Here is a 12,820-nt window from a genome sequence, read left to right on the forward strand (position 1 = left end):
TCGTGTTTGCCGGGAGGACTTACTTCTGGGCTGGCAGGACCAACTCGCCCGACTTGTCCGTGGACAAGGCGAGAGACGAGATAAACCGGGGTTCGCCGTCGGGCCCGTCCTGACCGGAGCGGAGCATGTCCGGGCGTTCGAACTCGATGCCGGTGACGTGGCACATAAGCTTGGCGTCGCTCGGGTTGCCATCGGCGTCAAACATGGGAAGGTCGATTCCGTCATCTGTGCGCCGCAGGTAATACCGACCGCGCGTCGCCAAAGCCAACACCGGCGGCAACACCAGGGCCAAGCCAACCGCGAAAATCGGTGAGAACGGCTGCACTGCAGAACCGAACGCCCCGAAGAAGACGGCGATCGAAACTCCCGCGGAAACCAGCATGGACACGAAGCCCACCGGGTTCACCGCATAAAGCATCCCGCGGCGGAACTCGGGAACCTTGGGCGAAATCTTCAGCAGGTACTTGTTGATGGCGATATCCGAGGCCACCGTGACCACCCAGGCCATGGCGCAGTTGGCGTAGAAGCCCAGGATGGTGTTCAGGAACTCGAACATGTTGGACTCCATGAGGATCAGCGCGATCACCAGGTTCACCACAACAAAGACCATCCGGCCCGGGTATGTCTTGGTGATGCGGGTGAAGGAGTTAGTCCAGGCCAGGGAGCCGGAGTACGCGTTGGTGACGTTGATCTTGATCTGCGAAATCACCACAAGCACGACGGCCAGGGTCATCGCCAACCAGGCCGGCATCATTTCTTCGTAGACGCCCAGGAACTGGTGGACGGGTTCATTGGCGTGGACTGCTGCCGCGGGGTCGAGCTTGGCGATGAGGTAGATCGCGATGAACAGGCCGATGATTTGCTTGATGGCTCCGAAGATCACCCAACCCGGTCCGGCCAGGATCACTGCACGCCACCACGCGCCCTTGTTCTCGGCGGTCTTGGGCGGCATAAAGCGCAGGTAGTCGATCTGCTCGGCAATCTGCGCCATCAGGGACAGGCAAACACCGGCCGCCAGCATGACGGAGGCCAGATTGGGGCCGCCTTCGCCTGACGCGCCGGTGAAGGCGAAGAACGCGTCGATGCTTTCCGGGTGCGAAAGGAGCAGATACCCCACGGGAACAACCATGAGCAGCAGCCACAAGGGCGTGGTCCACACCTGCAGGGTGGCCAGCGTCTTCATCCCGTAGATCACCAGCGGAATGATGATGATGGTGGACACCGCGTAGCCGATCCACTGCGGGATACCCAGGCCCAACTGCAGGCCCTGGGCCATGATGGAGCCCTCGAGGGCAAAGAAGATGAAGGTGAACGTGGCAAAGATGATGTTGGTGACCACCGAGCCGTAGTATCCGAATCCTGAGCCGCGGGTAATGAGGTCAAGGTCGATGTTGTACCGCGCGGCGTAGTAGGCCAGTGGGAATCCCGTGGCGAAGATGATGACGGCCGCCACGATGATGCCGAAGATCGCATTCACTGTTCCGTAGGCGATGCCGATGTTCGCGCCGATCGAGAAGTCGGCCAGGTAGGCAATGCCACCCAAAGCACTGGTGGCCACCACTCCGGCGCTCCACTTCCTGTAGGATCGCGGGGCGAACCGGAGCGTGTAATCCTCCAGGCTCTCCTTCGCGGCACTCAATGCGTCGGCGTTGCCTTGCGTCGGTGTGCCGGCGGTGCCGATTCCGACGGCGGTGCTTGCCGCCGTCGTCGGCTCCAATATGGCGGTACTGGTCTTGTCGTCACTCATGCGTGGTCGCTTTCATCCGGGGAGGGTGCCTCGCCCACGACGCTAGTAATGCAGCGCGTCAATTCCGTCACGTGCGTGTTTCGCATCTGTAACTTCTGTATCAGCGGCCCCGCGTGCCACCACCAAAATCCCCGATCAAGCTTTGTGCGCAACCCACAAAATCGGCGGTGACCTGCACGGATACCGTCAAGGCATGACCACCGAAGCCATCAGTTACGCCATCCTGGACACCGCCCGACAACAGGTTCTGGAACGCGGTGACGGCCTGGACGAGGCGCAGCTCATCAAGATCCTCGAACTCCCCGACGACGCCATCCCGGCAGCCCTGCAACTGGCCCACGAGGTGCGGCTCAAACACTGTGGGGAGGACGTCGAGGTGGAAGGCATCATCTCCATCAAGACGGGCGGGTGCCCTGAGGACTGCCACTTCTGCAGCCAGTCCGGCCTGTTCGACTCCCCTGTCCGTGGCGTCTGGCTGGACATCCCCGAGCTCGTCAAGGCAGCCAAGGAAACCGCCGCCACCGGAGCCACCGAGTTCTGCATCGTGGCAGCCGTCCGTGGCCCGGACATCAAGCTCATGAACCAGATCAAGTTCGCGATCGACCGCATCAACGAAGAAGTGGACATCAACATCGCCTGTTCCCTGGGCATGCTCACGCAGCGCCAAGTGGACCAGCTGGCGGAGTGGGGCGTGCACCGCTACAACCACAACCTCGAAACGGCCCGCAGTTTCTTCCCGGAGGTGGTCACCACACACAGCTACGAGGAACGGCTGGAAACCTGCGCCATGGTCAAGGCAGCCGGCATGGAACTGTGCTGCGGCGCCCTGATCGGGATGGGTGAATCGGTGGCCCAGCGCGCAGAGTTGGCCGTCCAGCTGGCCGCCCTGGAACCGCACGAAGTCCCCCTTAACTTCCTCAATCCCCGGCCCGGAACACCCTTGGAAAACCAAGGAATCATGGACGGCAAGGATGCCCTCCGTGCCATCGCGGCGTTCCGTCTCGCCATGCCCCGCACTGTGCTCCGCTATGCCGGCGGCCGCGAGCTGACGCTCGGAGACCTGGGCACCCGCGATGGACTGCTCGGGGGCATCAACGCGGTGATCGTGGGCAACTACCTGACCACCTTGGGCCGCCCCGCCAACGCCGACCTCAACCTCCTGGTGGAGCTGAACATGCCCATCAAGGAATTCCAGAAGTCCCTGTGACACCCGCATACTGCGGTCATTGCGGCGGCATCGAAGGTGCCCCGGCAGCGCCAGGCGACAGTCCGACGTCGGACCCTCACCACAGTTGCCGGCAGCAGTTGGCGATGGAGCCGCCACGCTACTGCGGGGAGTGTCGAAGGAGGATGAAGGTCCAGGTGACTCCGACGGACTGGACGGCGGAGTGTTCGCGGCATGGCCTCACGCGGTTTGGTGCAGATCCGGCCCCTCAAAGCGCTTCCTAAAACGGCATCTGTTCAAAACTCCCTGGGTAGGCTGGATCCATGGGCGAAAGCCGGGACCGTCTGACGCAGGAGCAGCGCAGCCGCAATATGTCCAAAATCCGGGGGAAGAACACCAAGCCCGAACTGCTGGTCCGCAGGCTGCTGCATGCCAAAGGCTACAGGTATCGGCTGCATGGACAGGCCGGGTCAACCAAGCTGCCCGGCCGTCCGGACCTGGTATTCGCGGGCAGGCGAAAAGTCATTTTCGTCAACGGCTGCTTCTGGCATTTTCACGACTGCAAGGTTGGCTTGCATGCCCCGGCGGCCAACGCGGAGTTCTGGGAAGCCAAACGTTCCCGGACCCGGGAGCGCGACGCAAGGCAACGGGAGCTGTTGCTGGCTGCGGGCTGGGACGTACTGACCGTGTGGGAATGCGAGCTCGGAAACCGCTCGATGCTCGAAGAACGGCTGACCGGTTACCTCGAGGCGAGCAGTCGCTAGCGGGAGGAGGTGGTTGTCGGGGCTGATTCACCAACGTGCTCAACACCGGCGCCATGAGAGCTCTGCTCCCAGAGGGCGAACGCGGCGGTACCGCCGATGCCCAGGAGGATGGTCATGCAAAAGACAATCACAACCATGAGTGCCGGTGATATTCGAGCCCCACTGTCCATGCTGTTTCCGCTCCTTGGTTCAAGGCTGACATCCCCGGATCAGTGACCCCCAACCTGCTCCTCATCACTTTCCGGCCCGGCGATCAAGACTGCCTCTGAGTCCGCTCAAGATTGGATCAAGCTTTGGATTTCTGGCACTTCGGTAGTTCGGCGGGTCCTACTGTTGAATCGTGAATCGATTGTTTGGAGGCGGGAGGAGTTTGGTGTCTGACTATGGCGAATGCACCGAAGTCCTGGTGGATCGCGCGGTCCTCATCGCTCTCCAGGCCGAGCTTGGCGGCGACCCGGGCATCATCAGCGCGTTCGTCAGGAACTACGTATCCCTGCTGCCGTGGCGGGTTTCGCGGCTACATGCCGCCCTGGACAACCTGGACATGGAAGATGCCATGGACGCAGTGTTGAGCCTCAAGACCTCCAGCCACATGGTAGGCGCGATCTGCCTGGAGTGGTTGGCACAGGATCTGGAGATCAACCTCCGCCTCTTGCCCAACGAGAATCACCTCAAGGAGCTGAGGCCCCTGGTGACTCAGATCGAGCAATACGTGTTTGGCACCATCGCGGAGTTGGAATCTTCGGTTCTGTAACCAAGCGCGGTTCTGTGACGAAGCGCCTTAGTTGCTCTGCACCGGTGGTGCGAGCCGGTATCCCACGCCGCGGACCGTCTCCAGCCAACGCGGTGCCTGGATGCTGTCCCCAAGCTTCTTCCGCAGGTTTCCCATGTGTACCTCAACGGCACGCTCGTCGGCGTCGCTGACGTAACTTCCGACGTCGTATGGTTCGTTCCTGAGGCGGCGCGCCAGATCGGCTTTGGTCCGCACAATCCGGCCTGTCTCCAACAAGGCCAGCAAGAGGTCGAACTCCGTGCGGGTCAGTTTCAGCTCTTTGCCTTTCAGCACGGCGGTGCGTGAGCCGGCGGAAACGGACAGGCCGTTATGGGCCATCTCGGGATCGGCTTCGTCCGGCGCGCTCCTGGTGTCCGACGACGCGCGGGGCCTTCGCATCATGGCCTCCACACGGGCGCGCAGCTCACGGGGACGGAACGGCTTGGTCAGGTAGTCGTCGCCGCCGGCTTCGAGGCCCATGAGGGTGTCGAGTTCTTCGGCACGGGCGGTAAGCATGATGATGTAGGCGTCCGAGGACTTGCGGATTTGGCGCGCGACCTCAAAACCGTCAATATCGGGAAGGCCGAGGTCCAAAGTGATGACGTCAGGATTCAGCTCGCGGGCGGACAAGACGCCGGCAGATCCGGTGGACGCAGTGTGGACATCAAACCCCGCCTGGGATAGAACCACACGTACCAATTCGCGGATATCCTGGTCATCTTCAATGACCAATCCCACACGTACTTCACTCATCGCTGCCCCTCAGCCCCTTCGATAACCTCAGAAGTATATCCGTTATGGTTAGGCTGATCTCATGAACCGACTTTCTTCTGCATCCGTGGTGGATGTGCCATGACCGGCCCTTCTTTTTGGGATATCGGCGAAAAGAAGAAATTGTTGATCTTTCAGCGCTCCTTCCACGAACATACCTTGCGGATGCGTGTAGTCCTCAGCCAATTGCCGTTATCGGTGTGTGTCTGTTTGTCGGCTGTTTTGGTCTGGCTGTTTTTCCCGGCAACACTGCAAAATCCGTTGTTCCTGGTCTTCCTGCTCAGCCAGGCTCTTTTATTGGCGCTGTGCATCGTGGTGCCCTGGCACAGGCTTCCCTTTGCCAGCTTCCTGGTGATTCCCGTCCTGGACATGGTCTCTATCGCGTTCGGCCGGGAGGGCGGGCAGGAAGCACTCACTGGCCTCAGCGTCCTGGTGGTACTGCCGGTCATTTGGCTGTGCGCGTCGGGGCTTTACCCGAAGCTGGCCATAGCCCTGTCCTTCATTGGCCCCTTGGTCATCGTGTGGTCCCCATTGTTCGCCCGGGGTGACCTCTCGGAACAGTCCCTGACCAAGCCGCTCCTGTTCCCAATTCTGATTCTCGGCATCGGCGTGTCGGTCAGCGTGCTGACCTTGAGCATGGTTCGCCAGCAGCGTGCATTGGAGCAACAGGACGAGGCACTCAAGGAAGCACTTGATGTGAGCACCAAGCAGGAACGCCTGCTGAACACCGTCATGGAGGCCCTCCCGCTGGGTGTGGTGGCGGTAGACGGGGACGGGCACGACATCCTCATGAACCGACGCCAACGGCAGACCCACACCCTGGCGACTCCCCCGGACATCGAGGACCCCAACGAGTCCCAGCTGCTCGTCTTCGACACCGACCGGACGACCCCCTTGCCGGCCGACCGGCGCCCGGTGCGTCGTGCTGTGCTGGGCGAACGGTTCACCGACCAGCTGGTGTGGCTCGGCGACGGCAAGGACCAGCGCGCCTTCACCGCAAGCGCCCGCCCCATGGTGGACGACGCTGGGAAATTTGCCGGCTCAGTGGTGGTGTTCAGCGATGTAACCGAGTTGGTGAACGCGTTGGCTGCCAAGGACGACTTTGTGGCCAACGTATCCCATGAGTTCCGCACTCCCCTGACGTCCATCCTGGGCTACGTGGAACTGATCCTCGACGATCCTGATGTGTTGGATGCGAGGTCCCGCAAACAGCTGGATATTGTCCGGCGCAACGCCGAACGGCTGCTCACCCTCGTCTCGGACCTCCTGGCTGTCCGCTCGGGACAAATCGCCATCCAGCCACATACCGTGGACGTCGCGGAACTGGTGCGGGGCAGTGTTTCCTCCGCCGAACCCCGGGCAGCTAAGGCCGGGATCAGGCTATCCATGAACCTGCCGGACGCCTTGGAAGCGCACGTCGACTCGTCACGGATTGCGCAGGTGCTGGACAACCTGGTGTCCAATGCCATCAAGTACTCCCCGGACGGTGGAGACGTCGAGGTAGCTGCATGGGAAGACCAGGACTTCGTTTTCTGCCGTGTCACCGACACCGGCATGGGCATGAACGAAGAAGAGCAGGCCGAGGCCTTCACCAAGTTCTTCCGTGCCGGCGGCGTCCGCAACAGCGCCATCCCTGGGGTGGGGCTGGGACTGCCCATCAGCAAGGCCATCGTCGAAGCGCACGGAGGCACCATTACCTTGGAAAGCGAACCGGGCCGCGGCACGACCTTCACGGTGAAGGTGCCCGCCTGAGACTCAGCTCTGACGCTAAGCGTCTGGGGCTCAGCGCTTGGCGGGCGTCCCTCCCACCAAGGCAGAATCCCGACGCCGGCCGAACAGGAAGTAGCTGACCGGACCGAAGAAATTGATGAAGGATGCGGCCCGCCACAAGCCCTTCCTGCCCCGGATGTTGGCGTCCGGGGTCTTGGCAATACTCCGCTGGGCGGCTACCAGCAATGCCATGTTCACCACGCCGCTGGCCACCACCGAGATCCGCTGGCCTTTGCTCATATCCCGCCACGATTTCTTGCGAGCCATGGTTTTTCCTCCACTCCGGATAGGTTCCTTTTCAGGCTAGTCCGACGGCGGTCCGCCCGCCACAGCCTGGCGCACCACTTCTCCCCACGACTGTTGGGCGAGGTCAGCCACCGATGCCAGGATTTCCGCAGGAGGCCGGGAAAGGTCCAGCGGATACTCCACAATGTCTATGTCCGTGTTCAGGATCCTGCGCAGTTTCATTTCCCCCGAACCGGCATACACCAACCAGGCGGTGGGGACCCTGAGCGCCGTGCAGTACGCCAGCAACTGGTAGTGGTCGGCGCTCAAGGAGGCACCGACGTCGGAGGCTGCCTTGTACTTGGTGTCGTACACCACCACGGGACGCCCGCCCAGGAAGTGGACGGCGTCGGGCCGGACGGTGATGCGGTCGGAGTCACGGACGGCCTCGTTGAGCAGGGCTCCGTACTGGAGCCGCGTCTCTCCCGGATGCGCACTCATGGCACTTCGCAGGGCTGCGCCAACGAACTCTTCGAAAACCTTGCCCATGTCCACCACAAAGGAGGCGCTCTGCTGTTTGCCCACACCGGCTTCGGCGGAGGCGTTGCGCAGGATCACCTCGGAGAGGCGCAGCACCGGATGGTACCTGAGGTTCATCCGGCTGGCCCGCCACGGCGGAAGCGGAGCCCCGGGCTGAAGACGGGTGACGGCGTCGAGCTTTCCCTTAAGCTGGCGCAAGCGGCTCAGGACGTCGGGCCGGACACCGGGGACTTGTCCCATCCGCTCCAGGGCGGACCGAAGTATCCGGTTCTCGGCAATGTCCTCCGTGAACTCGTCATAGGACACTTCCAACGGAACCATCATGCCGGGGCGGCGCGAGATCTGGTCAGAGATACGGATGCGGCCCTTGACGGTCCGGAGTGATTCGTCCACGGTCAAGTAGCCCTGCAGGACGCCCCTGCTCAGTGCCTTGTCCGCGAGCTGGGCCAGCGACTCGGCCAGCGCGCTCCACAGGTCCGGGTGCTCCACGGCCTCCACTGACTGGTCGCGGAAGCCTTGTTCCCCGGCGTAGCTGAGCAGGAAAAGCAGCCGGTTCAGGCCAAGGCGGTCCTTGGGACGGACTTCCAACTGCACGGTGGCCGTGCGCACGGAGCCCACCTTGCCCACCGGTTCTATCCGGTAGAGGCCCATGCCCATGGGTGATGCCTTCGCCAGTCCGCTGGCGTTGATGAACGCCGCCGACTCAGGGTCCAGCTTGTCCACTACTCCGCCGGAGAGCTCATCCATGACAATGTGCCGCGGACCCGTTGGTCCACGGCGGGCACTCGCAGGAGCCCGGCCGGGCTTCGGCGGGATGGCGTTAGCGGGCTGCAAGACGTCCCAGCAACTGGTCCAGGCCGAAGCGTTCTTCCAACTGTGCCCGGTTCAGCTGCCCGTGGTAGTGCTCCTCCAGCAACGGCATGAGCTCGTACTTCCAGATACGCCGCAGGCCGGTGGGATTCTGGGCAGCGTTCTTCATGAAATACGACGGCCCGATCATGAGGTCCCGGTCCCAGTCGTCAATCGCGTCATTCAGCGCATCGAGGAGGTCGGCGTTGAGCGTATCCAGGCCGCGTGCTTCCAGGAAGCGCCGCAGCGAGCCACGGACTGGCTCCACCTTGGGGTGCAGTTCGATGAACGCAAAACGACGGCGGATGGCAGCATCCATCATGGCGATTGAACGGTCCGCGGTGTTCATGGTGCCGATGATGTAGAGGTTGTCGGGCAAGCTGAAGGGCTCGTTGGGACTGTACTGCAGGTAGATGCGGTCGTCCCTGTACTCCAGCAGGAAGTAGAGCTCGCCGAACACCTTGGCCAGGTTGGCACGGTTCATCTCGTCGATGATCAGGAAGTACGGCTTGTGCGCGTTTTCGGGCTTGGCTGCTTCCTCAGCGAGGCGCCGCAGGGGTCCGGCAACAAGCTTGAAGGAAACCTGGCCGTCGTCGGTCTTGTCCGGCCTGTACCCCTCGAAGAAGTCCTCGTAGGCGTAGGACGGGTGGAACTGGACCAGCTTCACGCGCTCGTCTGTGTGGTCGCCTGCGAGCTCGGCAGCGAGGTGCTTGGCCAGGTACGTCTTGCCTGTTCCCGGCGGGCCGTAGAGCACAAGTTGGCGGTTTTCCTCCAGCAGTTCAGCGATCTCCTGGAGGGGTTCCAGGTCCATGTGCAGGGACGCCGCGAACTCTTCAGTCAGGGGACGGAAACCCTGCTGGACGACCTCGACGACGGCGGTTGGAGGCGCTTCGTCCTCGCCGTCGGTCTCGGCTTCCACCGGGAGCAGTTCCTGCAGCGCCTGGATGACCCGGGTGACGTCCACCAGGATGCCGGGGGTGGAGAGCTGCCGCTGGGCGTGGCGCGGCAGTTCGGGGATGGCGTAGCTGTCATCAAACCAGCGGACCTTGCGGCGGATGCGCCGGTTGTCCTCGTGGTGCTCCGGTTCGCCGAGAACCACCCCGACCCGCACCCGGCCGGCGTGCTGGTACAGGGTGAGGTCGCCCGGTTTCATGACGGTCAGGAACGCAAAGACGGCCGTCTTGGTGTCTTCCCGTTCAACGTAGCCAAGATGCTTGTAGTCCTCATCCACGGCATGCTGGACCACGCCGGCGGTAACTCCCGCGGTGAGGGTGCGCAGGTGCTCAACATCCAGGGTGGCCTTTTCTTCGGCAACCCATGAAGCCAGGAGATCCGCATTGTCGTGGTGCGTGCGCAGGAGCCAGGAACGACGACCCGGGTCCCCCACCTTCCGCCACTGGCTCACCAATTGGCGCGCGTACCAGTCGATGCGCTGCCCGGCCTGCTCGTCCAGGTGCAAGCGGATGCGGTGGATGTCCGCGGTAATGTCCTCGTCCGTGTCGCCCTTGGCCCCGCCCACCAGCGACGCGAAAGCGTCCCTGATTTCTTGCCGTTCGACGTCCGCCACCACAGGCTCGAAGTAGCTTGGCCACACCAGGTACTCGATGCTTCGGCGCAAGGCGGGCTGGTCCCCAGGGGTGCCGGCCGCAAGTTCGTGGAAGGCCAGCGGGTCCGCGAGCGCCTTGCTGATGGTGGCCGTGCTTTGGCTGTCCACGTGCGCCACAAAACGGCACAGCCACTTCAGGTGGTCCCAGATGGTCCAGTTGAATTCCGCGGTCCGGTCACGGATGACGCCGTGGTCCGTCATGCCCTCGTAGAGTTCCTCCGGGAGCTCGATAGGCGGCTCAACCCACGATGCTGCCTCGGCAACCCGGGCACGCTTCACCCTCAGGGACTTGACCTCGTGGGCGAGCGGGAGGGACTGCAGGAACAGCAGTTCAACGGCCAGGAGTTTGGCCTCCCGCGAGGCACCGTCAAGGTTGTGGCGCAGGTTGGTCATCATGGGCGCCTTGGAGTCTTCCACCCCGCGCTCGAGCCGTTCAAGCAGCTCCGCGGCAGCGTCCGATGTCCATGTCAGCGTCCGTCCGTCCAGCGCCGACGGTCTCCCTTTCAGCGCCGGACCGAGCACATACCAGGCCGCGTCCTCGATCTCCTTGGAGACTCCGGGGGCGCGGTCAAGGGCAGGTTCTACGGAGGGAATCACCATGCCAACTTACCCTGTTTGGCTTAAGCAAGCATCTGGATATCCACAGGTTCGCGGCCCGGGCCGGCGCTCCCGTTAGTGCATGCCGAACTGGTACGCCGCCGGTACGGGTTCACCTGGGCACACTTCCTCCCACAGCGCCGCAATCGCGTCTTCGCCCTCCCGGAGGTCCGGAATTTCGACGCCGTTGCGCAGTATCGCGGCGGCCTCGGCTGCGTGGCCACCCCTTGCGAGCGCGAGCGCCTTGAGGAACGTCAAGCGCCCGACGGCGGCCCCCTCCTTGGGTGCCGACTCCGCCAGGTCCAGGGCCATGGTGGGGTCGCCGTGCCTGATGGCCAGGGTGACGGCCTCCGACAGGAAAGCAACGCTGGAGGAGTCGGTTTCCACCCCGTCCCGCAGCTCAGAGAGCCCCTCCTCATCGCGGCCGGCCGCGAGCAGGGCAAGGCCAAGTCCGCGGTGTGCCAGCGCCTTAATTCGCCTCCGGACACCCTTGGCCCCAAGGACTGTCCGGTAGCCTTCCTTTGCGCCTTCAAGGTCCTGCCGTGCGTGCTTCATCGTGGCCAGGTGGAACTCCGCCTCGGGGCTGTGCTGCCCGGCCAGCAACTCCTCCCAATCCGCCCCGGCAACGTAACTGGGTGCGCCGTCGAACGCTTTTCCGTGAAGAAGCCCAAGCCAAGGTTCCTGCTCCTCCGTCACGCTCTCGTCCACGAAGGGCGTCCCGCTTTCGTCGATCCAGCGCCTGCCTGCCTTGAGCCGCCGGGCCCGTTCCACCACGCCCCAGCCGCTGCCGTGCAGGAGCATTTTCGACGGCGGGACGTCGGCATTCGTGATGGCAGCCGGAAGCATGGCCTCAAGGTCATCGTGGGGCAGCAGTTCTTCCAGGCGCGCGCTTGCGTCGGCCACTGCAGCACCCCAGTCCGCACCGTGCGAGGCCTCCGGATCCAGATGCCCGTTACCGTAGGCCTCCACCCAAGCCCACTCCGCGCCGGCCGGCATCACCAGGTGTTCGAACTGGGTCTGCGCCAGGCCCGCTTGGATCTCCGCGTAGGGCCCTGCTCCGGGGCTGAGCCACTCCTGCCACCGTTTGCCACCTTGGCCCTGGCCCCAGACGAACAGCTTCTTCCCGCGCAGGAGGCCCGTGGACAGCATCGACAGCCCGTCGCCGTCGTCGTCTGCCGCTACCACCCAGCGCCGCTCGGCGGGGTCGATATCGAAGAAGAAGTCGGCTGCGTGCGGGCTGTTGACCGGCCATGTGCCGTCGTAGCCTTCGTGGCTGGTGGGCCGGACGCGGGTGATGTCCGTGGTGTAGTCGCTGCCAAAGGCCTCGTCGGCCGGGGCAATGACGCGGGTTCGCTCCGTCTCCGGGATGGCTGCGTTGCTCCACCAGTACATGGGGACGTCGTGGTCGTTGGGGTTTCGCAGCCGGACGGCCGCGAACACCACGGCCGAATCCTCGGGAAGCCAGATGTCCACTTGGAACACCACTTCGCGCAGGCGTTCGTACTCCCACATCCGAAGGATGTGCTTGCCGTCAGGCGTGTGGACGATCGCTGTATGCAGCGGATCGCAGCTGGTGGGCGAGTGACCACGGGTGCCGATGTTCCATTCCAGTCCGCCCGCGAACCACGCCTTGCGCAGGGCGATGTTGGCCAATTGCGGGGCATCGTGGGTGTGGAGCAGCTGCTTGCCGGTTGCTTTATCGAACAGTTCCCAGATGCGGCCGCCCAGCGATGGAAGGACCGTCACCCTCAGTTTGCTGTTTTCAAGCACGACGGCGGGCACCTCCTTGGGTGCCGCGTCGCGGCTGTAGCCGTCCTGCATCAGGTACGGGTAGACGTTGGGCACCAGACCGTACCGGGCCGAGGCCTGGAGTTCCTCAGGGATGCCCTCGCCCACGGTGTAGGGCTGGTCCAGCTCGGCGGCGACCACAGGCAAGGGATTCAGCGGACCGAGCTCAGCCATGGTCAACGCGATGGTGGTGACGGTCAGGTTGGAGGTTGCGGTGTGTGCCACG

The 12,820-nt window shown here is 63.4% G+C and carries 12 protein-coding genes; 5 read left to right on the top strand and 7 right to left on the bottom strand.

Annotated elements, in window-relative coordinates; genetic code table 11:
* Window positions 1-19: 19 nt before the first annotated feature.
* Window positions 20-1,747 carry a purine-cytosine permease family protein gene (locus tag ABHM97_RS04950; protein ID WP_349469826.1) on the bottom strand — a complete coding sequence of 576 codons (1,728 nt, stop codon included), beginning with the start codon at window positions 1,745-1,747 and terminating at the stop codon, window positions 20-22.
* A 193-nt stretch (window positions 1,748-1,940) separates the two neighbouring features.
* Between ABHM97_RS04950 and bioB the strand changes: the two genes are divergently transcribed.
* From bioB to ABHM97_RS04960, 3 genes are read left to right on the top strand one after another with little or no spacing between them, the layout of a single operon-like run.
* Window positions 1,941-2,954: a biotin synthase BioB gene (gene bioB, locus ABHM97_RS04955; protein ID WP_349469827.1), complete on the top strand. Its 1,014-nt coding sequence runs from the start codon at window positions 1,941-1,943 to the stop codon at window positions 2,952-2,954.
* A complete protein-coding gene (gene bsaP, locus ABHM97_RS21465) occupies window positions 2,951-3,196 on the top strand; it encodes a biotin synthase auxiliary protein BsaP (RefSeq protein WP_502921254.1) in 246 nt (81 codons plus the stop codon). Before bioB ends, bsaP begins: the two co-directional genes overlap by 4 nt.
* Window positions 3,197-3,235: 39 nt before the next feature.
* On the top strand, window positions 3,236-3,676 hold the full coding sequence (locus ABHM97_RS04960) for a very short patch repair endonuclease (RefSeq protein WP_349469828.1): 441 nt from the start codon (window positions 3,236-3,238) through the stop codon (window positions 3,674-3,676).
* Here the strand turns inward: ABHM97_RS04960 and ABHM97_RS04965 are convergent.
* Complete coding sequence (locus ABHM97_RS04965; RefSeq protein WP_349469829.1) at window positions 3,673-3,846, bottom strand: hypothetical protein; 174 nt, start codon at window positions 3,844-3,846, stop codon at window positions 3,673-3,675. The two genes, ABHM97_RS04960 and ABHM97_RS04965, sit on opposite strands and share 4 nt — an antisense overlap.
* A gap of 203 nt (window positions 3,847-4,049) precedes the next feature.
* On the opposite strand from ABHM97_RS04965, the gene ABHM97_RS04970 reads away from it, so the two are divergent.
* Window positions 4,050-4,430 (top strand): Hpt domain-containing protein, encoded by a 381-nt coding sequence (locus tag ABHM97_RS04970; RefSeq protein WP_235519068.1) that lies wholly within the window; start codon window positions 4,050-4,052, stop codon window positions 4,428-4,430.
* 27 nt (window positions 4,431-4,457) lie between these two features.
* On the opposite strand, the gene ABHM97_RS04975 is transcribed toward ABHM97_RS04970, so the two are convergent.
* Complete coding sequence (locus ABHM97_RS04975; protein ID WP_235519067.1) at window positions 4,458-5,201, bottom strand: response regulator transcription factor; 744 nt, start codon at window positions 5,199-5,201, stop codon at window positions 4,458-4,460.
* A 99-nt stretch (window positions 5,202-5,300) separates the two neighbouring features.
* On the opposite strand from ABHM97_RS04975, the gene ABHM97_RS04980 reads away from it, so the two are divergent.
* The gene (locus ABHM97_RS04980) at window positions 5,301-6,971 is read left to right on the top strand and encodes a sensor histidine kinase (RefSeq protein WP_349469830.1); all 1,671 of its coding nucleotides are present in this window, start codon (window positions 5,301-5,303) and stop codon (window positions 6,969-6,971) included.
* 30 nt (window positions 6,972-7,001) lie between these two features.
* On the opposite strand, the gene ABHM97_RS04985 is transcribed toward ABHM97_RS04980, so the two are convergent.
* From ABHM97_RS04985 to ABHM97_RS05000, 4 genes are all read right to left on the bottom strand, one after another.
* Complete coding sequence (locus tag ABHM97_RS04985) at window positions 7,002-7,256, bottom strand: PLDc N-terminal domain-containing protein (RefSeq protein ID WP_349469831.1); 255 nt, start codon at window positions 7,254-7,256, stop codon at window positions 7,002-7,004.
* Between the two features lie 36 nt (window positions 7,257-7,292).
* Complete coding sequence (locus tag ABHM97_RS04990; protein WP_349469832.1) at window positions 7,293-8,501, bottom strand: 5-methylcytosine restriction system specificity protein McrC; 1,209 nt, start codon at window positions 8,499-8,501, stop codon at window positions 7,293-7,295.
* A gap of 73 nt (window positions 8,502-8,574) precedes the next feature.
* Window positions 8,575-10,809, bottom strand: a complete 2,235-nt coding sequence (locus ABHM97_RS04995) for an McrB family protein (protein WP_349469833.1) — start codon at window positions 10,807-10,809, stop codon at window positions 8,575-8,577.
* A 72-nt stretch (window positions 10,810-10,881) separates the two neighbouring features.
* Window positions 10,882-12,819 carry a DUF5107 domain-containing protein gene (locus tag ABHM97_RS05000; protein WP_349469834.1) on the bottom strand — a complete coding sequence of 646 codons (1,938 nt, stop codon included), beginning with the start codon at window positions 12,817-12,819 and terminating at the stop codon, window positions 10,882-10,884.
* Window position 12,820: the final 1 nt, after the last annotated feature.

Source organism: Paenarthrobacter sp. CAP02 (genome assembly GCF_040137855.1).
In the GTDB taxonomy this organism is placed as follows: Bacteria; Actinomycetota; Actinomycetes; order Actinomycetales; family Micrococcaceae; genus Arthrobacter.

Coding starts and splice junctions, on each gene's coding strand:
- ABHM97_RS04990 (WP_349469832.1), bottom strand. CDS start 8,501: ATGGATGAGCTCTCCGGCGGAGTAGTGGACAAGCTGGACCCTGAGTCG.
- ABHM97_RS04975 (WP_235519067.1), bottom strand. CDS start 5,201: ATGAGTGAAGTACGTGTGGGATTGGTCATTGAAGATGACCAGGATATC.
- ABHM97_RS04980 (WP_349469830.1), top strand. CDS start 5,301: ATGACCGGCCCTTCTTTTTGGGATATCGGCGAAAAGAAGAAATTGTTG.
- bioB (WP_349469827.1), top strand. CDS start 1,941: ATGACCACCGAAGCCATCAGTTACGCCATCCTGGACACCGCCCGACAA.
- ABHM97_RS04960 (WP_349469828.1), top strand. CDS start 3,236: ATGGGCGAAAGCCGGGACCGTCTGACGCAGGAGCAGCGCAGCCGCAAT.
- ABHM97_RS04950 (WP_349469826.1), bottom strand. CDS start 1,747: ATGAGTGACGACAAGACCAGTACCGCCATATTGGAGCCGACGACGGCG.
- ABHM97_RS04985 (WP_349469831.1), bottom strand. CDS start 7,256: ATGGCTCGCAAGAAATCGTGGCGGGATATGAGCAAAGGCCAGCGGATC.
- ABHM97_RS04995 (WP_349469833.1), bottom strand. CDS start 10,809: ATGGTGATTCCCTCCGTAGAACCTGCCCTTGACCGCGCCCCCGGAGTC.
- ABHM97_RS04965 (WP_349469829.1), bottom strand. CDS start 3,846: ATGGACAGTGGGGCTCGAATATCACCGGCACTCATGGTTGTGATTGTC.